The 23,228-nt window shown below is 62.7% G+C and carries 22 protein-coding genes and 1 pseudogene; 2 read left to right on the forward strand and 21 right to left on the reverse strand.

Going from position 1 to position 23,228, the window contains the following annotated elements:
• Positions 1-64: 64 nt before the first annotated feature.
• Positions 65-2,392, forward strand: a complete 2,328-nt coding sequence (locus KCN53_RS08760; protein WP_143712238.1) for a hypothetical protein — start codon at positions 65-67, stop codon at positions 2,390-2,392.
• A gap of 45 nt (positions 2,393-2,437) precedes the next feature.
• Here the strand turns inward: KCN53_RS08760 and KCN53_RS08765 are convergent, their stop codons facing one another.
• The 21 genes and pseudogenes from KCN53_RS08765 to ndhC form a co-directional block, all read right to left on the reverse strand.
• Positions 2,438-2,695, reverse strand: coding sequence for a DUF1467 family protein (locus KCN53_RS08765; protein ID WP_088712712.1), 258 nt, complete (start codon positions 2,693-2,695; stop codon positions 2,438-2,440).
• Between the two features lie 16 nt (positions 2,696-2,711).
• Positions 2,712-4,352 carry a ribonuclease J gene (locus KCN53_RS08770; protein ID WP_088712711.1) on the reverse strand — a complete coding sequence of 547 codons (1,641 nt, stop codon included), beginning with the start codon at positions 4,350-4,352 and terminating at the stop codon, positions 2,712-2,714.
• A gap of 1 nt (position 4,353) precedes the next feature.
• Positions 4,354-5,118: a type III pantothenate kinase gene (locus tag KCN53_RS08775; RefSeq protein ID WP_088712710.1), complete on the reverse strand. Its 765-nt coding sequence runs from the start codon at positions 5,116-5,118 to the stop codon at positions 4,354-4,356.
• A gap of 192 nt (positions 5,119-5,310) precedes the next feature.
• Positions 5,311-6,096, reverse strand: coding sequence for a biotin--[acetyl-CoA-carboxylase] ligase (locus KCN53_RS08780; protein ID WP_088712709.1), 786 nt, complete (start codon positions 6,094-6,096; stop codon positions 5,311-5,313).
• Positions 6,015-7,484 carry an NADH-quinone oxidoreductase subunit NuoN gene (gene nuoN, locus KCN53_RS08785; RefSeq protein ID WP_224199545.1) on the reverse strand — a complete coding sequence of 490 codons (1,470 nt, stop codon included), beginning with the start codon at positions 7,482-7,484 and terminating at the stop codon, positions 6,015-6,017. Before nuoN ends, KCN53_RS08780 begins: the two co-directional genes overlap by 82 nt.
• Positions 7,484-9,031 (reverse strand): NADH-quinone oxidoreductase subunit M, encoded by a 1,548-nt coding sequence (locus tag KCN53_RS08790; RefSeq protein WP_088712708.1) that lies wholly within the window; start codon positions 9,029-9,031, stop codon positions 7,484-7,486. The genes nuoN and KCN53_RS08790 overlap by 1 nt, the downstream gene beginning before the upstream one ends.
• Positions 9,031-11,079 (reverse strand): NADH-quinone oxidoreductase subunit L, encoded by a 2,049-nt coding sequence (gene nuoL, locus KCN53_RS08795; RefSeq protein ID WP_088712707.1) that lies wholly within the window; start codon positions 11,077-11,079, stop codon positions 9,031-9,033. The genes KCN53_RS08790 and nuoL overlap by 1 nt, the downstream gene beginning before the upstream one ends.
• Before the next feature lie 11 nt (positions 11,080-11,090).
• Positions 11,091-11,396 (reverse strand): NADH-quinone oxidoreductase subunit NuoK, encoded by a 306-nt coding sequence (gene nuoK / locus KCN53_RS08800; protein WP_088712706.1) that lies wholly within the window; start codon positions 11,394-11,396, stop codon positions 11,091-11,093.
• On the reverse strand, positions 11,393-12,013 hold the full coding sequence (locus KCN53_RS08805; RefSeq protein WP_088712705.1) for an NADH-quinone oxidoreductase subunit J: 621 nt from the start codon (positions 12,011-12,013) through the stop codon (positions 11,393-11,395). Before KCN53_RS08805 ends, nuoK begins: the two co-directional genes overlap by 4 nt.
• Positions 12,014-12,072: 59 nt before the next feature.
• Positions 12,073-12,558 (reverse strand): NADH-quinone oxidoreductase subunit NuoI, encoded by a 486-nt coding sequence (nuoI, locus tag KCN53_RS08810; RefSeq protein WP_088712704.1) that lies wholly within the window; start codon positions 12,556-12,558, stop codon positions 12,073-12,075.
• Entirely contained in the window at positions 12,555-13,607 is a 1,053-nt protein-coding gene (gene nuoH, locus KCN53_RS08815) for an NADH-quinone oxidoreductase subunit NuoH (RefSeq protein WP_088712703.1), read from the reverse strand. Before nuoH ends, nuoI begins: the two co-directional genes overlap by 4 nt.
• A complete protein-coding gene (nuoG, locus tag KCN53_RS08820; RefSeq protein WP_088712702.1) occupies positions 13,607-15,667 on the reverse strand; it encodes an NADH-quinone oxidoreductase subunit NuoG in 2,061 nt (686 codons plus the stop codon). Before nuoG ends, nuoH begins: the two co-directional genes overlap by 1 nt.
• 35 nt (positions 15,668-15,702) lie before the next feature.
• On the reverse strand, positions 15,703-16,383 hold the full coding sequence (locus KCN53_RS08825; RefSeq protein ID WP_088712701.1) for a hypothetical protein: 681 nt from the start codon (positions 16,381-16,383) through the stop codon (positions 15,703-15,705).
• The gene (locus KCN53_RS08830; RefSeq protein WP_088712700.1) at positions 16,380-16,607 is read right to left on the reverse strand and encodes a hypothetical protein; all 228 of its coding nucleotides are present in this window, start codon (positions 16,605-16,607) and stop codon (positions 16,380-16,382) included. The genes KCN53_RS08825 and KCN53_RS08830 overlap by 4 nt, the downstream gene beginning before the upstream one ends.
• The gene (gene nuoF / locus KCN53_RS08835) at positions 16,604-17,908 is read right to left on the reverse strand and encodes an NADH-quinone oxidoreductase subunit NuoF (RefSeq protein ID WP_088713458.1); all 1,305 of its coding nucleotides are present in this window, start codon (positions 17,906-17,908) and stop codon (positions 16,604-16,606) included. The genes KCN53_RS08830 and nuoF overlap by 4 nt, the downstream gene beginning before the upstream one ends.
• Entirely contained in the window at positions 17,905-18,597 is a 693-nt protein-coding gene (gene nuoE, locus KCN53_RS08840) for an NADH-quinone oxidoreductase subunit NuoE (RefSeq protein WP_172406238.1), read from the reverse strand. The genes nuoF and nuoE overlap by 4 nt, the downstream gene beginning before the upstream one ends.
• A 135-nt stretch (positions 18,598-18,732) precedes the next feature.
• A complete protein-coding gene (locus tag KCN53_RS08845; RefSeq protein WP_088712699.1) occupies positions 18,733-19,191 on the reverse strand; it encodes a hypothetical protein in 459 nt (152 codons plus the stop codon).
• The gene (locus tag KCN53_RS08850; protein WP_243444649.1) at positions 19,179-20,327 is read right to left on the reverse strand and encodes an NADH-quinone oxidoreductase subunit D; all 1,149 of its coding nucleotides are present in this window, start codon (positions 20,325-20,327) and stop codon (positions 19,179-19,181) included. Before KCN53_RS08850 ends, KCN53_RS08845 begins: the two co-directional genes overlap by 13 nt.
• A gap of 146 nt (positions 20,328-20,473) precedes the next feature.
• A pseudogene (locus KCN53_RS08855) lies at positions 20,474-21,055 on the reverse strand (NADH-quinone oxidoreductase subunit C); the annotation flags it as partial.
• A gap of 48 nt (positions 21,056-21,103) precedes the next feature.
• The gene (locus KCN53_RS08860) at positions 21,104-21,649 is read right to left on the reverse strand and encodes a NuoB/complex I 20 kDa subunit family protein (protein ID WP_088712696.1); all 546 of its coding nucleotides are present in this window, start codon (positions 21,647-21,649) and stop codon (positions 21,104-21,106) included.
• Positions 21,640-22,017, reverse strand: coding sequence for an NADH-quinone oxidoreductase subunit A (ndhC, locus tag KCN53_RS08865; RefSeq protein ID WP_088712695.1), 378 nt, complete (start codon positions 22,015-22,017; stop codon positions 21,640-21,642). Before ndhC ends, KCN53_RS08860 begins: the two co-directional genes overlap by 10 nt.
• A gap of 235 nt (positions 22,018-22,252) precedes the next feature.
• Between ndhC and KCN53_RS08870 the strand changes: the two genes are divergently transcribed.
• The gene (locus KCN53_RS08870) at positions 22,253-23,209 is read left to right on the forward strand and encodes a glycine-rich protein (protein WP_088712694.1); all 957 of its coding nucleotides are present in this window, start codon (positions 22,253-22,255) and stop codon (positions 23,207-23,209) included.
• Positions 23,210-23,228 lie beyond the last annotated feature (19 nt).

Below are 23,228 nucleotides of genomic sequence, written 5' to 3' on the forward strand. Positions count from 1 at the left end.
CGGCCCTGTGCACTACCTGTGCACCTTGGTATCACAGGAGCGCAAAAAAACAATGGGATTGAATATGGCGGACGCAATAACGGGCATGGACGAGGACCTCGACGCCCCTATGGCCGATGACGCCGTTTCGCCGCCCGATACGCGCGTTCCGGACAACGACGATACTCCGGAACGTCCGCGTGGCCGGCTGGTCATTTTCGTTGCGGCTTTTCTCTCGCTGCTCTGGCTGGGTATTTGCGCGGCCGCAATATGGCAGCTCGCCCGGGGAACGAGTCTCGACCTGATCGCTCTCACCGAATGGGCCGCCATCGCCGCGGGGCTGTTTTCCCCTATCGTCGCCATCTGGCTTTGCGCGCTCGTCATCCTGCGCGTCGACCCTGGCCGTAGTCGGCGATCGCTTGCCGAGATCGAAGCCGCCGAGAAACGCTTCGATCTTGCGGCCGATCAGATCGCCGCTCGGCTTAGCCATGTCGATCGGCTTCTTATCTCGACCTCGGAGCGGGTCGACGAGACGGGTGCCCGTCTCGGCAGCTTCGGCAACGAATTCGAAGGCATGACAGGACGTGCCCTGGAAACTGGCCGAACACTTTCGGCCGCGCTTTCCGAAGACCGCGAACGGATCGAATCCTCCATCTCTCACCTTGCCGACCGCACGGACGCTGCGCGCACGCAGGTTGCTGATATGGAGAACATGCTGCCGCAACTTGCCGAGATGTCCGATACCGTCGGTTCGGCGCTGGCCGACCACACGGAGACGGCGACTGAACGGCTCGGCAACTTGCGCCGGATCGTCCAGGACCTGGAGGTAATCGAACAACGCGCTGCGGAGGCTGCGATCGGCCGGGGACGCAACTGCGAAGAAATGCTGGCGCACATCGACCGGGCCGTTCGCGACGTGGAAGGCCTTTTGGAGGAGCGCCGAAGCGACCTTCTCGGCGCTTCCGATGAAGCCCTGCAACGGGTCGCCGATACCTTCGACCGGGTGCGGCAGGACCTGCGCGAGGAAACCGGACGAACGCTGAGCGAGGCGTCGGAGACGGTCGAGGGGCTGCGAGGCACGATCAGGGACGAAGGACATCGCCTGCGGGAGATCGGCGAAGAAGCGGGGTCTCGCGTCGGGGGCGAAGCCCGGCGCGCCGCAGATGAAGCCCGCGCCTCCCTGGATGCGCTTTCCGAACGGGTGGAGGCTTTTGCCGCCGACCTCGCGGCCCAGGACGAGCGCCTGCGCAGTTCTCTCGGTAGTGCAAACGAGACGATCGGGACGGCCTCGGAACGCCTTGCCGACATCGAACGCCGCAGTTCCGCTCTGGGCGAGCCGCTCGAGCAACTGGCCGCACGTGGCGAGACTCTGCGAATTGAACTGGGGGATACGGCAACTCATGTGGACCGCCTGACCGAGGATCTTACCAATTCCCTGGCGCCGGCCGCCGCGGAGCGCCGCTCCGAACTCGAAGATGTTCGCTCGTCCATCGCTGCGATCGGCCAGGAGATCGAGAGTCTCGGCGTCCGCACGAAGGAAATTTCCGAACCCGCGCGCGCCATCCGTGAAGATATCGAAAATGGTGTGCGCGCCCTCGATGCAAGCGCCGAGCGCATGTCGGGCGCGTCCGAGACGCTCCGCCGAGAGCTCGCAGAAGCCGAGTCGCTGCTGGGGGCGGTCAAGCTCCAGTCGGAGGACACAGCCCTCGAGGCGTCAGGCAAGCTGATTGAAGCCCTCAGCCGCGTGCGCGAGGTTGCAGATCAGGCGGCGAAGTCGGTACGCGAAACCCTCGACGGCGTGGTCGGCGACGCGGTGAACGCGCTGGAAGCCGCAAGCAGCGACGCGGTTTCGAAAGCCGTCGGGGGGCCTGTGGAAGGCGAGATCGAAAGACTGGAGGGAGTGGCCGAACGCTCCGCGAGCGCCGCACAGGCCGCTGCCGAGCGGTTGTCTCGGTCGCTCGTCTCGGTTGCGGAAACTGCCGCTGCGGTCGAAACCCGCGTTGCGGAAGCCAATGACCATTTCGAAGCAGCCCAGAAACGCGACCTTGCCGAGCAATCGAACCTGCTGATGGAGGCGCTGAATTCCCACGCCATCGACATCACCAAGGCAATGTCCGCCGACGTTACCGAACAGGCATGGACCTCCTATCTGGCCGGGGACCGGTCGGTCTTCACGAGACGCGCTTCGCGCCTGCTCGAGAGCGGTGACATGAAGCGGATCGCCAAGATGTATGAGGAAGAGCCGGAATTCCGCGAGGCGGTGCGGCACTATCTTGCCGATTATGAAGCCATGCTTCGCCGGGTCATGCAGGACCGGCAAGGCAACGCCCTTTCCGTCGCGCTCGTCTCCTCGGATGTCGGACGGTTATATGTCGCCTTGGCGCAGGCAACCGACCGGCTCAGGAAGGAGTAGCGGACGCAGCGCTGGCCAGCCGAGCAGTCGACCGGCACCCGCCGCTTAGAAGAAACCGAGGCGCTCTATGTCCACCCAGCCGAAATGAAAATTCGCATAGAGCAACGCGAAGATCGCGGCCGACAGGAGCGTATTCCACAACAACTTTTTGAAGATGAGGGGCCGAACGGGCGCACTATCGGCCTGGCCGGGAATCTGGTCTTCGCCCTCTTCCTCTGCGGTCCGTACCCCGAAGGGCAGCACGAGGAACAAGGTTACCGTCCAGATAAGAAGGTAGATCGCCAGCGCGCTACCCAGGCCCATCGTCGCTTCTCCGCGGTCAGAGTCTCACAATGCTGACGCGAGTCAGCGGTTTCTTCCCGGTCCACTCGCGCGCCGTGCGCCGCACAGCGATTCGAACCGCCTCGGCCAGCTGCTCGTCGGACTTGCCGGCACTCTTCTTGACGGCCTTTTCGGCCTCGGCGCGGCACTCGCCGACGAACTCGTCCACCTCGTCCTCGACCGGTACACCCTCAATCTGAAATTCGGGTGTTCCGGCCAGCCGATCACCCTTCAACGCGACGAACACACCAATCCAGCCATTGTGAAGGAGACGGCGGCGACCAACCATCGTCTCGCCGTCGGCGGGAACGATAACATCGCCGTCAAGAACCAGGCGGCCATGCTGCTCATGGCTGACAACCTTCGGCGTTCCGGGTGCCAAGCGGATAGCGGACCCGTTCACGGGAACGATCTGCTGGGGCACACCCACCCGCTCGGCAAGGCGCGCATGCGCCTCCATATGGCGCCGCTCTCCGTGTACGGGCACGGAGATTTTCGGCCGGATCCAGGAATACATCGCTTCCAGCTCCGGTATTCCGGGATGGCCCGAGACATGCACATTGGCCTGCCGCTCGGTGATGATCTTCACGCCCGCGGCGGCGAGAGCATTCTGGACGGCGCCGATCGACAGTTCGTTGCCGGGAATTTCCTTCGAGGAGTAGATGACGGTGTCGCCGGCATCCAGCTTCAACCGGGGATGATCTCCGGTCGCGATCCGGGAAAGGGCCGCGCGCGGCTCCCCCTGGGCGCCTGTCGCCAAGATGAGGACCTTGTCGCGCGGAAGCTTCATCGCCTCCTCTTCACGCAGGGGCTCGGGGAAGTCGGTCAGATAACCGACCGACCTGGACACCTCGAGAATACGGTGCAGGGAGCGTCCGACGACGCAGACTTCCCGGCCCGTATCGCGTGCGACCTCGCCGAGGGTCTTCACACGCGCAGCATTGGAGGCGAAGGTCGTGACGAGCACCCTTCCCTCCTGCTCCGCGACAACCTTGTCCAGCGCTTCGCGCACGCCGGTCTCCGACCCGCTTTCACGGGGATTGAAGACATTCGTGCTATCCCCGACGAGAGCGAGAATGCCTTCGTCGCCGAGCGCGGACAGCTCCTCCGCCGTCGTGGGGTTTCCCATCACCGGTTCGCGGTCGATCTTCCAGTCGCCCGTATGGAACAGCCGCCCGTGCGGGGTGTCGATCAGGAGGGCGTTCCCCTCCGGAATCGAGTGAGCGAGCGGCACATAGCGGCAGGAAAAGGGCCCCAGGTCCACCGAGCCCTCATTGTCCACCACGTTCAGTTCGATCTGATCCTCAAGCCCCTCTTCAATCAGCTTCTTGCGGATCAGGCCCGCCGTGAAGGGCGTAGCGTAAAGCGGAACACCGAGATCCTCGATCAGATAGGGAATGGCCCCGATATGATCTTCATGCCCGTGGGTCAGAACAACGCCCAGCAGGTCGTCGCGGCGCTCCTCGATGAATGACAGGTCGGGCAAAACCAGATCCACACCGGGATAGGCCGGCTCGGAAAACGTCATGCCGAGATCGACCATGATCCATTTGCCACGGCAGCCATAGAGATTGACGTTCATGCCAATCTCGCCCGACCCGCCGAGCGGCAGGAAGATAAGTTCGTCTTCTGGTTTCAAGTCAGTTCCTGTCTGCGATGAGCGCAAGACCGCGAACCGTCAGGTCCTGATCCACGCGCTCGATAATGTCCGTATGTCGTTCGAATATGGGGGCGAGACCGCCCGTGGCAATGCACAGCATGTCGCGCGCCGATTCCTCGCGAATGCGGGTCACAAGACCCTCTATCAGACCTATATAGCCGTAGAAGATACCGGCCTGCATGGCGTTGACTGTCCCCTTCGCCCAGGCCTTGCCGTCCGCCGGGGGTGCGACCGAGACGCGGGGAAGCTGAGCCGACGCCGCGTAGAGCGCATCGACAGCGAGATTTATGCCCGGCGCAATCACTCCGCCGGCATAGGCTCCGCCGGAGATGATGTCGAATGTCGTCGCCGTTCCGAAATCGACGACGATCAGGTCGTCGCCATGTTCCGCAAAGGCCGCGGCGGAATTTACGAGACGATCGGCTCCGACCTCCGCCGGGTTCGGTACGTCGATGCCGATTCCGAGGTCCAGGTCCTTCGATACGAAAAGCGGACTGCAGCCGAAATACTCGCCCGCCAGCTTTGTCAGGTTGAATACTACCGGCGGCACCACTGTCGAAATAACGACCCGTTCGACAATCGTCGGGTCGATCGCGCCGATGGCGAAGTGCTGCATCAGGAAGGCGAGATACTCATCGGCGGTCCGGCTTGCCTGCGTCGACATCCGCCAGCGATTGCGCACGATCCCGCCGTCCAGCAGCGCGAAGACGGTATTGGTATTTCCGACATCGATAGCCAGCAACATGCTGCGCTCTCCTCCGACCGAAGCGATCAGGGCCGGCGCGCGGATGGCGAACAGCCCGAAGATTGGATTGTGCGCGGCAAGCTGCCGCGAACGAAACGGCCCCCTTATGACAAACAGAAGTCAGGTGCGAGCGGTAGGCGTTCCGCCTTAGCGATTTTGGCGGGGAAAGGCGCTTCGCGCATTGCCGGTCTCTTAAAGCGAGAAGACTTCTCCGGAATGAATGCGGCGTACGGACCCATCCGGACACGCCAGCTCCAGCGCCCCATCGGTAGCAATTCCGCTGAACCTGCCCGGTATTTCTTTCCTGCCGAGGCGTGCAACGATGGGCTCTCCCAGACCGGCAGCTCTCTCGAGCCAGGCATCTCTCAGCGCGAGAAAGCCGCGCGCTCGCCAGAGCTGACGCCATTTATCAAAGGAGGAAGCGAGGGCCGCAAGCGTATCCGAGGGCGACGGCGCGGATAGCCCCGCGGCGGGAAGTGAGGTTGCCGGACGTTCGGTCCCTTCGGGATGATGCGCCAGATTGGCGCCGCAGCCAACGATGACGACTTCATCCCTTCCCTCGATCAGGATGCCTGCGCATTTCACCCCGTCGAGCAGAACGTCATTGGGCCATTTCAGTCGCAGGCGGTCACGGGCGGCAAAGTTAGCGAGCGCGTCATGGAGGGCGAGAGCTGCGACGAAGCTGAACTGGTGCACCGGCTGTTCGCCGGCATCGGGGCGTACGAGGCAGGACGCGAAGAGATTGCCGGTATCCGATACCCAGGTGCGGCCGCGTCGGCCGCGCCCCTCGGTTTGCCGGTCTGCCCGCACCCAGAGGCCGTCGGACTCGCCCCGTCCTGCTGCGGCAGCAATCCAGTCGTTGGTGCTGCCGACCTCCGAGAGTTCGACGAGCTTCGTCAGAAGCTGAGCATCGCCAACGCTGCCTGGTCGGCCGCGCGGCCGATCGGACCGATCAGCAGGAGCCCGATAGGCGAACAGAAGATGGCGGCGACCGCCAGGACGGTCCCGTTCACATTGCTCTCCTGCGGCAGGATTTCGCCGGTCGGCTCATCGAAATAGGCCAGCTTCACGACGCGCAGGTAATAGTAGGCGCCGACAACCGACGTTACGACGCCGATGACGGCAAGGACGTACATCTCTGCCTCTACGGCGGCGAGGAAAACGCTGAACTTCGGAAAAAAGCCGAGGAGCGGCGGGATTCCGGCGAGAGAAAACATGAAGATGGCGAGGGCCGCCGCAAGGCCTGGCCGGGTGCGCGAGAGACCCGCCAACCCGGCGATGTCGTCGATGGGCCGGCCCGCCGTATCGCGCAGGGAGAGAACGACGAGGAAGCTGCCGATGGTCATTGCGAGATAGACGGCCATGTAGAACAGCACGGCGGACACACCCTCGGGCGTCGATGCAGCGAGGCCGATCAGCGCAAAGCCGATATTGTTGATGGATGAATAAGCCAGAAGGCGCTTGATCGAGCTCTGGCCGATTGCGCCGACCGCTCCCAGGATCATGGACGCAACGGCAGCAAAGGCGATGATCTGGTGCCACTGGTCGGCAAGCCCGCCAAACGCTTCCATCGCAACCCGTACAAGCAGGCCCATGGCCGCAGCCTTGGGCGCGGAGGCGAAGAACATGCTCACCGGCGTCGGCGCGCCCTGATAGACGTCGGGCGTCCACATGTGGAACGGGACGGCGGAAATCTTGAACGCGAGTCCGGCAAAGATGAACACCAGACCGAAGATCAGCCCGATTGACGGTTCGGCGCTCATCAGCGGAGCGAGGATCGTGAAGCTGGTGGTACCGGTGAACCCGTAGACGAGGCTGATGCCGTACAGCAGGATTCCGGACGCCAATGCGCCGAGAACGAAATATTTCAGGCCCGCTTCCGACGACCGCGCCTCGTTCCGGTGGAACGCGGCCAGCACATAGGCCGCAAGGCTCTGCAGCTCGAGCCCGACATAAAGGGCGAGGAAGTCGGCCGCCGAAACCATCATCGACATGCCCAGCGCGGCAAGCATGATGATCACCGGGTATTCGAACTTGTCCGAGCGGGCGCGGCGCAAATAGGGAATTGCGGTCACGGTACAGGCAGCAGCGGCGACGAAGATCAGCACTTTCAGAAAGGCGGAATAGTCGTCCGCGACATAGAGACCGCCAAATGCGAACGCGCTCGAAGCGTCACCGAGAAGCGAAAGGCCCGCGATGACATAGATCACGACGGCGCCCCAGCTCAGACCTACGAAGCTCCGCGTGCCGCGGAAAACACCGATCATCAGGAGGGTCATCGCCCCAAGCGCCAGAACGAGTTCGGGCGCGGCAATGGATAGGCTTTCAGACAGCGGCTGCATCAGGGTTCCGGTCAGGCTTTGCATCAGCGGCTTGCTCCCGGGACTGTCTCCGCCGTCGTGCCAGGTGCAGCGACAAGCTCAACCTGCTGCTGCGGTGCACCCGCGGCGTCCAGCCGGGCGACGATGTCGGCGACCGGGGCACGAACAGGGTCGATGAAGATGTTTGGAGCGACGCCCATCCAAAGGACGACGACCGCCATGGGAACGAGGCAAGCATATTCGCGCGCCGTCAGGTCGCGCATGGCCTCGACGGCGGGATTGGTAATCGTACCGAAGGCGACGCGCCGGTACAGGAACAGCATGTAGGCTGCGGCAAGGATAATGCCCGTACAGACGATGAAGACCGCCCAGGTTGATGCCTGGAATGCCCCGAGCATGACCAGGAACTCGCCCACGAAGCCGCTGGTGCCGGGCAAACCGACAGAGGCCATGGCGAACAGCATGAAGAAGATCGCATAGCGCGGCATCACATTGGCTACGCCGCCATAGGCCGCAATCTCACGCGTGTGCAGCCGGTCGTAAACGACACCGACGCAAAGGAAGAGCGCACCCGAAACCAGGCCGTGGCTCAGCATGACGACGATCGACCCTTCCAGCGCCTGCTGGTTGAAGCCGAACAGGCCGACGGTCACGAACGCCATATGCGCGACCGAGGAATAGGCGATCAGTTTCTTCATATCTGCCTGCGCCAGTGCAACGAGACTGGTGTAGACCACCGCAACCATCGACAGGCCGAAGATCAGCCACATCAGGTCGACCGACGCATCGGGGAACATCGGCAGCGAGAAACGGATGAAGCCGTAACCACCCATTTTCAGAAGCACGCCGGCCAGAATGACGGAGCCCGCCGTAGGGGCCTGCACGTGAGCGTCGGGCAGCCAGGTGTGCACGGGCCACATTGGCATCTTCACCGCAAAGCTGGCGAAGAAAGCCAGCCACAACCAGACCTGTGCGCTTTCCGCAAAGTCATAGCTCATCAGCGTCGGAATGTCCGCCGTCCCGGCAACCGAGACCATGTACATCATGGCCAAGAGCATCAGGACGGACCCGAGCAGCGTGTAGAGGAAGAATTTGTAGCTGGCGTAGATGCGATTCTGTCCGCCCCAGATCCCGATGATCAGGTACATCGGAATCAGGCCGCCCTCGAACATGACGTAGAACAGGAACAGCTCGGTGGCCGCGAAGACGCCGATCATCAGCGCCTCCATCAGCAGGAAGGCGGCCATATACTCCGGCACACGTACCTTCACCGACTCCCAACTCGCCAGGATGCAGATCGGCATCAGGAATACCGACAGCGCGATCAGAACGAGGCTGATGCCGTCAATGCCGAGCTCCCAGGAAAAGAAGGGTTCGAAGAGCGGCACCGTCTCGCGATATTGAAACGCGCTGGACCCCGTATCGAAGCCCAGCCACAGGACGATGCCCAGGATTAGCTCTACCAGCGTCGTGCCAAGGGCGATCCAGCGGGCCGTGCTAGCCTTCCCCGCCTCATCGCCGGGCAGAAGAAGGAGGAGCGCCCCCGCTGCCAGCGGGAGCAGGATCATGACGCTGAGAATGGGAAACTCCATCACTCGCCCCTCAGCATGCCGGGCAGGAACCAGGCCGCAGCCGCGGCAAGGCCGATCAGCATGACCAGAGCGTAGGAATATACATAGCCGGACTGAAGCGCGCGCGCCGCGACCGACGACCGGCCGACCAGACCGGCGATCCCGTTCGGACCGAAGCGATCGATCGTGCCCTCGTCACCGCGCCGCCACAATGTCCGTCCGAGCCACATGGCGGGCACGACGAAGACGTAATGGTAGAGCTCGTCGAAATACCATTTGTGCTTCAGGAAGTCGTAAAGCGCCGAGAACTGAGCGGCGAAGGCCGGCGCGCTGCCCGGACGGCGAATATAGTTGTTCCACGCGATCAGGAAGCCCGTCACCATCGCGACGAAGGGCGACAGCTTCACCCACACGGGGACATGGTGCGCCTCTTCCATCAGCTCTGCCGCAAAGGCGAGAGATCCGCGCCAGAACTCGGCGCCTTCCTCCGCGCCGGTGAACGGATAATAGAAGAGCCAGCCCGAGAAGATGGCGCCGAGCGACAAGATGGCGAGCGGGATCAGCATGACCGCCGGGCTTTCATGCGGGTGATAGCCGCCGGTTCCCTCTGCGACCACCGGCTCGGCCGGTTCGTGCGGGGGATGGCCGGCATCCTCGTCTGACGGGTGATCATGAACCGCGTGCCGGATGTGCTCGGAACCCGCCCAGCGGGGCTTTCCGAAGAACGTCAGGAAAATGAGGCGCCAGGAGTAAAAGCTGGTGAGGAGCGCTGCGAACACGCCGACGGCAAAGGCCACGAAACCGGCGGTCGATCCGCTGGCAAAGGCACTCTCGATGATCATGTCCTTCGAATAGAAGCCGGCAAAGCCGATCCCGGCGAGCGGGATGCCCACCCCGGTAATTGCGAGCGTGCCGATCATCATCGCCCAGTAGGTGAAAGGAATTTCCTTACGCAGGGCGCCATAGTGGGTCATTTCCTGTTCGTGGTGCATCGCGTGGATGACAGAGCCCGCGCCGAGGAAGAGCAGTGCCTTGAAGAAGGCGTGCGTCGTCAGGTGGAACATGGCGACGCCGTATGCGCCGACGCCCGCCGCAAAGAACATGTAGCCGAGCTGTGAACAGGTCGAATAGGCGATGACGCGCTTGATGTCGGTCTGCACCGTGCCGACCGTGGCGGCGAACAGCGCCGTCGCCGCACCGACATATGTCACGACGGTAAGAGCTGCGGGTGCCGCCTCGAACAGCGGCGACAGGCGGCACACCATGAAAACGCCTGCCGTCACCATCGTAGCGGCGTGGATCAGAGCCGAGACCGGCGTCGGCCCCTCCATCGCGTCCGGCAACCAGGTATGGAGACCGAGCTGCGCCGACTTGCCCATCGCCCCAACGAAGAGCAGCAGGCACAGCGTCGTCAGGATATCGACTTCGGTGCCAAGGAAGGTGAACGTTCCGCCGCGATAGGCGTCCGCCGTACCGTTGATCACTGAGATATCGACGGTGCCGAACACCAAGAACACGCCGAAAATGCCCAGCGAGAAGCCGAAATCACCGACGCGATTGACGACGAACGCCTTGATGGCCGCCGCATTGGCGCTGGGCTTGTAGTACCAGAAGCCGATGAGAAGGTAAGAGGCGAGGCCGACCCCCTCCCAGCCAAAGAACATCTGCACCAGATTGTTGGCTGTTACCAGCATCAGCATCGCGAAGGTAAACAGCGAGAGATAGGCGAAAAAGCGCGGCTGATCCGGATCCTCGGCCATGTAGCCCCAGGAGTAGAGGTGCACCAGCGAGGAGACCGTCGTGATGACGATCAACATCACGGCGGTCAGCGTATCTAGCCGGAGCGACCAGTCGACGACGAAGTCGCCAGAGCGCATCCAGTCCATCACCGGAACGGTATAACTGACGTCGCCGAAGCCGACGTCGAAGAAGGTAATCCAGGACAGCATCGCCGAAATGAACAGCGCACCGGTGGTCACCACCTTGGCGAGCGTATTGCCAAGCGCGCGGTTGCCGAACCCGGCAATGATGGCCGCCAGCAGCGGCAGGAAAACGAGAGTCTGCAGCATCCGCCTTCCCGCTAGCCCTTCATCTGATTGATCTGGTCAACGGCGATGGTGCCGCGGTTGCGGAAGTACAGCACGAGGATGGCGAGCCCGATGGCCGCCTCACCCGCCGCCACGGTCAGGACGAACATGGCGAATATCTGCCCTGTAAGGTCGCCCAGATATGCCGAGAACGCCACGAGATTGATGTTCACGGCGAGCAGGATCAGCTCGATGGACATCAGGATGACAATCACGTTCTTGCGATTGAGCGCGATGCCGAGAACGCCGAGCACGAACAGGATCGCGCCGACGGTGATATAATGTTCGAGACCGATCACAGCTCGACCCCCTCGCCCACTTTCGGCTTCGTAATCCGCACCGCTTCGCCGGGCTGGCGCGCAACCTGGCGCGCAATGTTCTGCCGCTTAACCCCGCCGCGCGAGCGGTGGGTCAGGACAATGGCACCGATCATGGCGGTCAGGAGGATCATGCCTGCACCCTGGAAGACATAGACATAGCGTGTGTAGAGCAGCGCACCGATCGCCTCGGTATTGCTGATGCCAGCCATACTTGTGAGCACCGGCGTAGGCGGCGCGCCTGCCGGCGGCCCGATCACCGCCGCAGCGCCGGCCGCTACGATCAGTTCTCCGGCCAGAAGCCCCGCGAGGATCAGGCCGAAGGGAAGATAGCTGACGAAACCCGCGCGCAGGCTGGCGAAGTCGATGTCCAGCATCATGACGACGAACAGGAAGAGGACTGCGACCGCGCCCACATAAACGATGACGAGCAGCATCGCGAGGAACTCGGCGCCGAGAAGAAGGAACAGCCCCGCAGAGTTGAAGAAGGCGAGGATCAGCCACAGCACCGAATGCACCGGGTTCCGTGACAGGATGACTGCGGTGCCCGACACGAGCACGACCGCAGCCAGCATGTAGAAGATAATCGCTTCGACCATGCCGGTCCCTGTTACCCTTTTTTCAAAAATTCAGCCGGTTTCGGAGAGTTGCCAGCGCCCTAGCGGTAGGCCGCATCCGCCGCAAGATTTGCTGCAATGGCAGGCTCCCAGCGCTCGCCATTTTCCAGCAGTTTATGCTTGTCGTAGATCAGTTCCTCGCGCGTTTCCGCAGCGAACTCGAAATTCGGACCCTCGACGATGGCATCCACGGGGCAGGCTTCCTCGCAGAAGCCGCAATAGATGCACTTCGTCATGTCGATGTCGTAGCGCGTCGTGCGGCGTGATCCGTCGGCGCGCGGCTCGGCCTCGATCGTGATCGCCTGCGCCGGGCAAATGGCCTCGCACAGCTTGCACGCAATGCAGCGCTCCTCGCCGTTGGGATACCGGCGCAGCGCATGTTCTCCGCGAAAGCGCGGAGACACCGGCCCCTTCTCATAGGGGTAGTTCACCGTCACTTTCGGCTTGAACATATATTTCAAGGTCAGGCCCAGACCCTTCACGAACTCCCACAGCAGGAAGGACTTGGCCGTTTGCGCAAAACTCATTGGAAATGACCCGGGGTTACGAACATCAGATAGCCGGAGACCAAGAACACCCAGAACAGGCTGACCGGCAGGAACACCTTCCACCCCAGCCTCATCAGCTGGTCGTAGCGGTAGCGGGGCACGGTAGCGAAGATCCAGGCGAACACGAAGAACATGAAGGCGATCTTCAGGAGGAGCCAGATGATACCCGGTACCCAGTAAAGAAACTCCAGCTCGAACGGTGGCAGATAGCCGCCGAGGAACAGGACGCTCATCAGCGCGCACATCAGTAGGATCGCGCCATATTCGCCGAGCCAGAAGAGCGCGAAGCTCATCGAAGAATATTCGGTCTGGTAGCCGGCAACGAGTTCCGCTTCCGCCTCGGGCAGGTCGAAGGGCGGCCGGTTCGTTTCCGCCAGAGCCGAGATCAGGAACATGATCGCCATCGGGAAGAGCAGCGGATTGAACAGGTTCATGTTGATGAACCCGAGAATGGTGCCCTTCTGCGCCATGACGATGGTGTTTAGGTTGAAGCTGTTCGCCCACAGCACCACGCAGATCACGATAAAGCCGATGGAAACCTCGTAGGAAACCATCTGCGCCGCGGAGCGAAGACCGCCGATGAACGGGTATTTCGAGTTCGACGCCCAGCCCGACATGATGATGCCGTAAACCCCGAGCGACGAAACCGCGAAAATATAGAGAATTCCGACATTAATGTCGGCAAGCACGAGGCTCGGCGAGAACGGAACCACCGCCCAGCCGACCAGTGCCAGGGTGAAGGTGATCATCGGCGCCAGCAGGAAGACGCCCTTGTTCGCGCCCGCCGGAATGATGGTTTCCTTCAGGAAGACCTTCAGACCGTCGGCGAACGACTGAAGCAGTCCCCACGGCCCGACCACGTTCGGACCCCGCCGCATCTGCGCCGCGGCCCAGATCTTGCGATCGGCATAAACCGCATAGGCCACGCCGATGAGGACCGGAAGCACGATCGCAAGGATCAGGAGCGTGTAGGCCACGATATAACCGAGAACCGGCCCCAGGAAGCTCTGCTGGAAGGCGTCGACCATTACTCAGCCGCCTCCAGGACGCGGTGCTCGTCGCGCAGAATGACTTCGGCGCATTCCTGCATCACCTCGGAGGCACGGGCCACCGGATTGGTGAGATAATAATCGCCGATCGGATAGCGCAGCGGATCGGCGCCGATGGCGCCTGCTCCGGATATCCCGAGCGCACTCCACGACGGTGCGGAAAGACCTGGAACTGCCAGATGCGGCCAGTCCTTCGCAATCCGGTCGCGAAGCTCTTCATACGTATCATATGGCAGGGTCTTGCCGAGAACGTCCGACAGGGCGCGCAGGATCGCCCAGTCCTCGCGCGCATCACCTGGCGGGTAGACGGCGCGGAAGCTGTGCTGGACTCGCCCCTCCATATTCACCCAGGTGCCGTTCTTCTCGGCAAAGCTGGCTGCCGGCAGGATGACGTCGGCATGTCCGACGCCCCGGTCGCCGTGATGACCGATATAGATGGTGAACAGATCCTTGAACGGAACCGGGTCTAGCTCGTCGGCACCGTGCAGGAACAGCGCCTTCAGCTTGCCCGCAGCGGCCTCACCGGCCAGTGCCTCGATACCGCCCGGGGTCGTAAAACCCAGATCTAGGCCGCCGACACGCGCCGCAGCCGTGTGAAGAATATTGAAGCCGTTCCACTCACCTGAAATCGCACCAATGTCGTTCGCCAGGGCCTCGGCCGCCGCCAGAACCGCGGCACCGTCAGCGCGGGAGAGCGCGCCCTGACCGACGATGATCGCCGGGCGTTCCGCTTTCTTCAGAGCCTCAAGCGCCGCCTTTGGAAGTTTGGAGAGCGTGGACAGCTCCTCGCCAATCCAGTCCGCGGCATAGGTCAGGTCGATCTCGGGGCCGATGGCGAATACCTTGGCCCCGCCCTTCCGAACGGCCTTGCGCAGCCGTGTGTTCACGAGCGGCGCTTCCCAGCGCACATTGGCGCCCACCAGAAGAACGACGTCGGCCGTCTCCAAAGGGGCAATGCCCGTGTTGAAGAGATAGCCGCCCCGCGGCGAGGCGACCTCGCCGCCGATTTTCGCGCCGTCCTGGCGGCATTCATGGCGAGAGGACCCCAGTGCGGTGACAAGATCCTTCAGCGCCGCCATGCTTTCCACGTCGACGAGATCGCCCGCAATCGCGCCGATCTGCTCGCCGGACAGGCCGGACAGGCCAGCCTTGATGGCGGCAAAAGCCTCTTCCCAGCTTGCCGCACGCAGCTTGCCGTTCTGGCGGACATAGGGCTTGTCGAGCCGGCGCTTCATCAGGCCGAGCGGGCCGTAGCGCCCCTTGTCGGAAACCCATTCTTCGTTGACGTCGTCGTTTACCCGGGGATTCACGCGGAGGATCTGCGGGCCACGGGCATGATAGACGACGTTGGACCCGAGGGCGTCCATCACGTCGATGGCATTGGTCTTCACCGTCTCCCAGGGCCGCGAGCGGAACGCATAGGGTTTGGAGGTCAGCGCACCCACCGGACAGAGATCGATGACATTGCCCGACAGTTCGGACGTCGTCGTCTTCTCGAGATAGGTGGTGATCTGCATGTTTTCGCCGCGCCCCACCGCGCCGATTTCCTCAACGCCGGCCACCTCTTCGGCAAAGCGCACGCAGCGCGTGCAGTGAATGCAGCGGGTCATCACCGTCTTGATGATCGGCCCCATATATTTCTCGGTCACCGCCCGCTTGTTCTCGTCATAGCGGGACGTGCCGCGGCCATACATCAGCGCCTGGTCCTGCAGGTCGCATTCGCCGCCTTGGTCGCAGATCGGGCAGTCGAGCGGGTGATTGATGAGCAGGAACTCCATCACCCCCTCGCGGGCCTTCTTGGTCATGTCGGACTCGGTGAAGACTTCCTGGCCATCCGCCGCAGGAAGCGCGCAGGACGCCTGAGGCTTCGGCGGCCCCGGCTTCACCTCGACGAGGCACATGCGGCAATTGCCTGCGATCGACAGGCGCTCATGATAGCAGAAGCGCGGAATTTCCTTCCCCGCCGCCTCGCAGGCCTGGAGTACGGTCGCGCCCTGCGGAACCTCGACCTCGATGCCGTCTACGGTCAGCTTTGGCATTTACCGGATACCCTTACGATTCTCGCCACGGCCACTCATTCGGACGAGCCTTCCCCGCCACCCGCGAACCGGGCGCGCTCTACACGGTAGAGTCCGATGGCCAATGTTGTGCGCACGCTCGCCGGATTGGCTTCGACCTGAGTGCCTTCGCTGATACAGCTTCCCAGCGTTGGAGCGATCGCCCGAAGCTGCTCCATCTCGCCCTCGGAACCCGGGTCCGGCGCCAGATAGCGAAGTACCGCGGTTGCATCGGTAAGAGCCACACAGGCGCCGAGCCGTTCGTTGCTTGAACGGAGAATGATATTCTCGCCGGGAACGTCCGACAGGTCCGTGGAGAAGACCCGTTCATCCCGGTCGACGCCGAGACCCTGCTCGGCAAGATTCTCCACCAGCGCAGAAAGGAGGGTGAGGCTGTCAATCCGCGCACGATAGCCCGAAAAGCCTTCGCAATCTACGAGCGTCAGGATTCGCTTGAGGTCGCGATACTGCGGGCGCGATCCAAAAGGTTCAGCGAACATATCGTGCAGACGTGACGGGGACCTGTCCGCAACACAGGCAGCGGCCTCGTCTGCGGCGAGCAGGACGCGGTTCTCGACCTGGTTATCCAGCTGGTACTTCCGATCTGAAGGCTGGCGGATGTTCGTACCCGTTGACTGGGCCTGGGCTACGCCAGCCAGCATCAGGGCGAATCCGGCAAGAAGGGACGCAAGTCTCAAGAGCCGCCCTCCCCTTTATTCTTCTCAAGATTGCCCGCGGTTTCGTCGTGGCGGCGCAGGTCGCGATTTCGCTTCGCGCGCTTGTCTTCCTGTTCGAGATACTGCGCGTTCATCCAGCCGTTCTCGGGTCCACTGCGGCGGCTGCCGTCACCGGGAAAGAGAACGCTGATCGCGGCGGCGAAAATGATGCCGAGCGGAATAAGGCCGAGCAATAGATGGCTCATTCCGCGGCTACCTTCATGGCTGACTTGCGCTCTTCGATGCGGCGCTCGAGTTCGGGACGGAAGTGCCGGATGAGGCCCTGGATCGGCCAGGCAGCTGCGTCCCCGAGCGCGCAGATGGTATGCCCTTCGACCTCCTTGGTTACGTCGTGCAGCGTGTCGATCTCGGAAATCTCCGCCTGCCCGGTCACCAGCCGCTCCATCACCCGCCACATCCAGCCGGTGCCTTCGCGGCACGGCGTACACTGGCCGCAGCTCTCATGCTTGTAGAAATAGCTGATGCGGCTGATCGCGCGGACGATGTCGGTGGACTTGTCCATGACGATAACCGCAGCCGTGCCGAGGCCCGATTTCAGGTCGCGCAGACCGTCGAAATCCATCGGCGCGTCCATGATCTCGGATGCCGGAACGAGCGGCACGGAGGAGCCACCCGGGATCACCGCGAGGAGATTGTCCCAGCCGCCGGTAATGCCGCCGCAATGCTTCTCGATCAGGTCGCGGAACGGGATCGACATCGCCTCTTCGACAACGCAGGGCCGCTCGACATGTCCGGAAATCTGGAACAGCTTCGTACCGTGATTATTCTCGCGTCCGAAGCTTGAGAACCACTCCGCGCCGCGCCGAAGGATGGTCGGCACGACGGCGATGGACTCGACATTGTTGACAGTCGTTGGATGCCCGTAAAGCCCCGCACCGGCGGGAAAAGGCGGCTTCAGGCGCGGCTGACCCTTCTTGCCCTCCAGGCTTTCCAGCATCGCTGTCTCTTCGCCGCAGATGTAGGCGCCGGCACCCCGGTGCATGTAGACATCGAAATCATAGCCCGTCTTTGCGGCATTCTTGCCCAGAAGCTTCTTGTCGTAGGCCTCGTCGATGGCGCGCTGCAGGGCCTGCGCCTCGCGGATATACTCGCCGCGGATATAGATATAGGCGGCCCGCGCGCGCATGGCGAAGCCGGCGATCAGCGCGCCTTCCAGCAGCTTGTGCGGGTCGTGCCGCAGGATTTCTCGGTCTTTGCAGGACCCAGGCTCGGATTCGTCGGCATTGATGACCAGATAGCTCGGCCGCTCAGGATTGGGCTGCTTCGGCATGAAGCCCCATTTGACGCCGGTCGGAAAGCCGGCGCCGCCGCGCCCGCGCAGTCCGGACGCCTTGACCTGCTCTATGACCCAGTCGGGTCCTTCCTGGATCAGGGCCTTCGTCTTGTCCCAGTCGCCGCGCGCCTGAGCTGCCTTCAGCTCGGGCGACTGAAAGCCATAGAGATTGGTGAAGATCCGGTCCTTGTCCTGAAGGAAGTCGAAGCTCATGCCCATTCCTTCCGGTAGTCGTGGTTCTTCTCGACCATCGCCGTCAGCGTCGTCGGCCCGCCCGCCGGCTCTGAGCTGTGGCGACCGTTCTGCGGACCCGGCTGCGGCTGCTCTCCGGCGGCAAGCATGTCGATGATGCGCGCCGTATCCTCGGCGGTCAGGCATTCGAAATTGTCGTCGTTGATCTGCAGCATGGGCGCGGTCGCACAATTGCCGAGGCATTCGACCTCGGTCAGCGTGAACAGCCCATCGGGCGTGGTCTGCCCCTTGTAGATGCCCTTCTCGTTGAGAACGCGCATCACGTCATCCGAGCCGCGGAGCATGCAGGGCGTCGTCCCGCACAACTGCACATGATATTTCCCCACGGGGACAAGATTGTACATCGTGTAGAAGGTCGCGACCTCGTAGACCCGGATATAGGGCATCAAAAGCTCGCGCGACACGAACTCGATGACCGGAATGGGTAGCCATCCCTGCGTGCCGGTCTGCGCACCCACCTGCCGCTGTGCGATGTCGAGCAGCGCCATCACGGCGGAGGCCTGCCTCCCTTCGGGATATTTGGCGATTTCCGCCGCAGCCTTCTTCGCGCTTTCGGCTGTCCACTGGAAGCCGTCGAAAGCGTGATGGTCCGGCTGCTCCGGCGCCATGTCGGCGGCATGGCCGTGGCTGGAATAGGTGGCTGCTGGCATTCGGCTCGGTCTCGTCAATCTAGACGGGCGTCCCGACACGGAGTGCTGCGCCCGATCTTCACGGGCGGGGACTAGCCCAGAAACGATGCCCTTCGCAACCGCCGCAATGGCCGCAGCGACAAGGATTTCCGCTAGTTAAGATGCATTCGCAATAAGAACGGACTGCACGCAGCCAATCCGGTCGCCGCCGGGCGCAGGGCGGATTTCCCAGTCCGTACGAAACGGAACGGCGTTGGCGCCGAGCGGCGTCGAGACCGTGGACACGGCCCCGGTCGTTTCGTCGGCTGCGACGATACGGGTGATGACCGCCGGCCGGTTGGCACCGGTGCGGGCCCGGACAATGCGCGCGGCGCGCGTCCAGTCATCGACCGAATTGCCGTCAGGTCCATTTTGGAAGGCGAACCCCTCGCAGCGGTCCGGCCGCTCGAACAGCTGTCCCGTCGCCATGGCCTGAACGATGGCCTGGGGCGTCCGGTAGGCCGCCGGCAGGTCGGCGAGGTCGACCACTTCGGGCGCGCTGGCAGCCGTCGGCTTCGGGGCCTCGTCACAGGCGAACAGAAGGACTGCCGGAATGGCCGCAATCAGCGGTCGCATTCACCGAACACGATATCGAGCGACCCTAGAACGGCGGGGGCATCGGCAAGCATGTGGCCTTTGCACAGGAACTCCATCGCCTGCAGGTGCGAAAAGGCCGTCGGCCGGATCTTGCAACGATAGGGTTTGTTCGTGCCGTCGGACACCAGGTATATGCCGAACTCTCCCTTGGGACTTTCGGTGGCGACGTAGCAGTCGCCCTCGGGCACGTGGAACCCCTCGGTGTAGAGCTTGAAATGATTGATCAGCGCTTCCATCGAGCGCTTCATCTCACCCCGTTTCGGCGGACCGATCTTCGAGTCGGTCGTCATCACCGGCCCCGCCGGCATGTTCGCCAGGCACTGCTTGATGATCCTCAGGCTCTCGCGCATCTCGTTCATGCGCACCATGAACCGGTCATAGCAGTCGCCGCGTGTGCCGACCGGAATATCGAAATCCATCTCGGCGTAGACATCATAGGGCTGCGACTTGCGAAGGTCCCAGGGAATGCCCGAACCGCGGATGCACGGACCGGAAAAGCCCCAGGCGATAGCGTCTTCCTTCGAAATGACGCCGATATCGACATTGCGCTGCTTGAAGATGCGATTGTTCGCAACGAGGGACTCGAAGTCGTCGAGCACCTTCGGGAATTTCTCGGCCCAGTCGGCGATATCCGCCACCAGCTTCGGCGGCAGGTCCTGATGGACGCCGCCGGGGCGGAAATAGGCAGCGTGGAAGCGCCCGCCCGATGCACGCTCGTAGAACTCGCAGATATATTCGCGTTCCTCGAACAGCCACAGCATCGGCGTCATGGCGCCAACGTCCATTGCATGCGCGGTGGTGTTCAGGATGTGGTTCGTGATGCGCGTCATCTCGGCATAGAGAACGCGGATATACTGGGCGCGCAGCGGCACTTCGAGATCGAGCAGCTTCTCGACCGCGAGCACATAGCTGTGCTCCATGCACATCGGGCTGACATAATCCAGGCGGTCCATATAGGGCAGCGCCTGTAGATAGGTCTTGTACTCGATCAGCTTTTCCGTGCCGCGGTGAAGCAGCCCGACATGCGGATCGACCCGCTCGATGATCTCTCCGTCCATCTCCATGATCAGACGAAGCACGCCGTGAGCCGCAGGATGCTGCGGCCCGAAGTTCATGGAGTAGTTCTGAATCTCGGTATGAGACTCGGTCTCGCCCGTTTCGCTGTCGAAGGTGACGGAATTTGTCGACGGGTCGTCCTTCGCGGCCGTCGTGTCGAGAACGTCGCTCATTCGCCCTTCTCCTCGGTCGGAACGTCCTCGGACGTCACGGCCTTCTCGTCGCCGGGAAGATTGTAGCGGATATAGTCGGGCCCCTCCCACGGGCTCTGGAAATCGAACGTGCGGAAGTCCTGGGCCAGCTTCACCGGCTCGTAGATCACCCGCTTCTGCTCCTCGGAGTAGCGCATCTCGACATAGCCGGTCAGCGGGAAGTCCTTGCGGAACGGATGACCGGAAAACCCATAGTCCGTCAGGATACGGCGGTGGTCGGGATTGCCCTCGAACAGGACGCCGTAAAGATCCCACACCTCGCGCTCCAGCCAGCCTGCGACCGGCCAAAGATCGACGATCGACGGCACGGGGGTCTTCTCGTCGGTCGAGGTCCGCACGCGAACGCGCGCATTCTTCGTCAGCGACAGCAGGTGGTAGTTCAGCTCGAACCGCTCAGGCCGTTCGGGAAAGTCGCAGCCCGCTAGCTCCATCAGCTGCTGATAGCCATGCTCGTCGCGCAGGGCAGTCAGCGTCGCGACAAGAGCGCCGCGCGGGACGGTCAACGTCAACTCTCCGCGGTGCGTATGAGCGTCGGCCTCGGGAAAGGCCTCGGCGAGGCCCTCGTCGCGGGTCATGATCGGGGCGGGGTGAGCGGGCACCGGCAGCCTTTCGCGTTTACTGGATTAACGTTCGAACGTGCCGACGCGGCGTATCTTCCGCTGCAGCTGCATGATCCCGTACAGCAGCGCTTCGGCGGATGGCGGGCAGCCCGGGACGTAAATGTCGACCGGCACGATCCGGTCACAGCCGCGTACAACGCTGTAGCTATAGTGATAATAGCCGCCGCCATTGGCACAGCTGCCCATGGAAATCACGTAGCGCGGCTCCGGCATCTGGTCGTAGACCCGGCGTAGGGCCGGCGCCATCTTGTTGCACAGCGTGCCGGCGACGATCATCACGTCGGACTGGCGCGGGGACGCGCGCGGCGCGGCGCCGAACCGCTCCATGTCATAGCGCGGCATGTTGGTGTGCATCATCTCGACGGCACAGCAGGCGAGGCCGAAGGTCATCCACCAGAGCGAACCCGTGCGCGCCCAGTTGAACAGGTCCTCAGTGGTCGTGGTCAGGAAACCCTTGTTGTCGAGTTCCGTATTGACGTCCTGAACGAACTGGTCGTGCTGGATATCGAGGTCGTGCGGTTCGCGAGCGGCGGGTGCGTCTACTCCCATTCGAGCGCTCCTTTCTTCCACTCGTATATGAATCCGATCGTCAGGATTCCAAGGAACACCATCATCGCGCCCCAGCCGAAGACACCCGTGGCACCCAGGCTGACCGCCCAGGGGAACAGGAATGCAACCTCCAGGTCGAAAATGATGAACAGAATTGAGACGAGATAGAAGCGAACGTCGAACTGGTTCCGCGCATCCTCGAAGGCCGGGAAGCCACACTCATATTCGGCAAGTTTCGCGTCATAGGGCTGCTGGGCACCGGTCATGTTGGCGACCAGGATCGGCAGTCCGACGAACACGGCGCTAAGCGCGATGGCGATCCCGAGGAAAATAAGGATCGGCAGATATTCCGCGGCAACGGCGGCCATGGGGCGGACTCTCCAACTGGTAGCAGGCTTGGCGCGGCTTCTAGGAGAGCGAGGCAGCAGGTGCAAGGCGGGGATCGCCGCACCTCCCGATGCGAGACGCCGTCGCTGGAATGCTGTCGGCAAATTTTACACTTAAATCGACCTGCGCACCCCAAATGCCGTGAAAACATACACTTCCCCGAACTGGCCCAGGATTTGCTGGAGAAAGAGAATGTCTGAGTAGGGGGCTATTTTAGTGAAGTTCTATTTCTCGATACTTGCGGCCGTAGCATTTGCGGGCGCGGCGGATGCAAGCGTCGTCTATCAGTTCACCACCGCGGGGCAGACGGGCCGCCTCGGCCCCAGCCAGGCCCAGGTCGATAGTGCCTACGACGCCGGAAACAGTCTGTTCGGTCAGGTTACCAGCATGGGCGGCATCCAGAACTGGACGGTTGAGACCGGCGGAAGCTACCGGATCGAGGCCTATGGCGCCGGCGGGGGAAACAGCGGTAGCAGCAATACGCGTCCCGGTATGGGCGCCTTCGTCGCCGGTACTTTCGATCTGGTGGCTGGCGAAGTCCTGCAGATCCTTGTCGGTCAGCGGGGTCTGGATAGCGGAAACGCGAGCGGCGGCGCCGGCGGCGGTGGCGGCGGCAGTTTTGTGGTCTCTGCGGGCGATATTCCCTTGCTAGTTGCTGCTGGCGGCAATGGCGAAAATTGGAACTATTGGAACACCAATGGGACCGACGGTCGGACGTCAAACTCGGGTAACGGCGGAGGCAGCGCCAATCGCGGCGGCGGCGGCGGCGGCTTCGCTGGAAATGGCAGCGCAGGCTACAGTGGTGCAAATGGCGGACAGTCTTTCCTGAACGGAGGAGTGGGCGGCGCGTTCACCGGCAGCACCCAGTGGGGAACCGACGGCGGCTTCGGCGGCGGCGGCGCGTCGGTGCACGAAGGCGGCGGCGGCGGCGGCTTTTCCGGCGGCAGCGTCTCGCCCGCGAACCAATACAACTCTAATTACCCCGGGCTCGGTGCCGGCTCATATCTCAGCGGCACCGATATCGACTTCGCGACTGCGCAGCGTGCAGGCGACGGCTCGGTGACCGTCACGCTGCTTCAGGCGGTCGAGGTGCCCGCTCCGGGGGCGCTCGGCCTGCTCGGGTTAGCTGTTGCGGGCCTTGCCTCTGCCCGCCGGCGCGCAATTCAGTCCTGACAGCAAGGCATGCGGAGAA

The organism is Pacificimonas aurantium (genome assembly GCF_020092905.1).
Lineage (GTDB): Bacteria > Pseudomonadota > Alphaproteobacteria > Sphingomonadales > Sphingomonadaceae > Pacificimonas > Pacificimonas aurantium.

Bases quoted from the DNA above. Each gene is read 5' to 3' on its own strand.
- nuoN (WP_224199545.1), bottom strand. From the start codon at position 7,484: ATGCAAAGCCTGACCGGAACCCTGATGCAGCCGCTGTCTGAAAGCCTA.
- KCN53_RS08765 (WP_088712712.1), bottom strand. From the start codon at position 2,695: ATGGGCCTGGGTAGCGCGCTGGCGATCTACCTTCTTATCTGGACGGTA.
- nuoI (WP_088712704.1), bottom strand. From the start codon at position 12,558: ATGAGTTTTGCGCAAACGGCCAAGTCCTTCCTGCTGTGGGAGTTCGTG.
- KCN53_RS08850 (WP_243444649.1), bottom strand. From the start codon at position 20,327: ATGAACTTCGGGCCGCAGCATCCTGCGGCTCACGGCGTGCTTCGTCTG.
- nuoE (WP_172406238.1), bottom strand. From the start codon at position 18,597: ATGCCAGCAGCCACCTATTCCAGCCACGGCCATGCCGCCGACATGGCG.
- KCN53_RS08845 (WP_088712699.1), bottom strand. From the start codon at position 19,191: ATGCGACCGCTGATTGCGGCCATTCCGGCAGTCCTTCTGTTCGCCTGT.
- KCN53_RS08860 (WP_088712696.1), bottom strand. From the start codon at position 21,649: ATGGGAGTAGACGCACCCGCCGCTCGCGAACCGCACGACCTCGATATC.
- KCN53_RS08760 (WP_143712238.1), top strand. From the start codon at position 65: ATGGCGGACGCAATAACGGGCATGGACGAGGACCTCGACGCCCCTATG.
- nuoF (WP_088713458.1), bottom strand. From the start codon at position 17,908: ATGAGCTTCGACTTCCTTCAGGACAAGGACCGGATCTTCACCAATCTC.
- nuoH (WP_088712703.1), bottom strand. From the start codon at position 13,607: ATGGTCGACGCCTTCCAGCAGAGCTTCCTGGGGCCGGTTCTCGGTTAT.
- nuoL (WP_088712707.1), bottom strand. From the start codon at position 11,079: ATGCTGCAGACTCTCGTTTTCCTGCCGCTGCTGGCGGCCATCATTGCC.
- KCN53_RS08830 (WP_088712700.1), bottom strand. From the start codon at position 16,607: ATGAGCCATCTATTGCTCGGCCTTATTCCGCTCGGCATCATTTTCGCC.
- KCN53_RS08805 (WP_088712705.1), bottom strand. From the start codon at position 12,013: ATGGTCGAAGCGATTATCTTCTACATGCTGGCTGCGGTCGTGCTCGTG.
- KCN53_RS08790 (WP_088712708.1), bottom strand. From the start codon at position 9,031: ATGGAGTTTCCCATTCTCAGCGTCATGATCCTGCTCCCGCTGGCAGCG.
- KCN53_RS08775 (WP_088712710.1), bottom strand. From the start codon at position 5,118: ATGTTGCTGGCTATCGATGTCGGAAATACCAATACCGTCTTCGCGCTG.
- nuoG (WP_088712702.1), bottom strand. From the start codon at position 15,667: ATGCCAAAGCTGACCGTAGACGGCATCGAGGTCGAGGTTCCGCAGGGC.
- ndhC (WP_088712695.1), bottom strand. From the start codon at position 22,017: ATGGCCGCCGTTGCCGCGGAATATCTGCCGATCCTTATTTTCCTCGGG.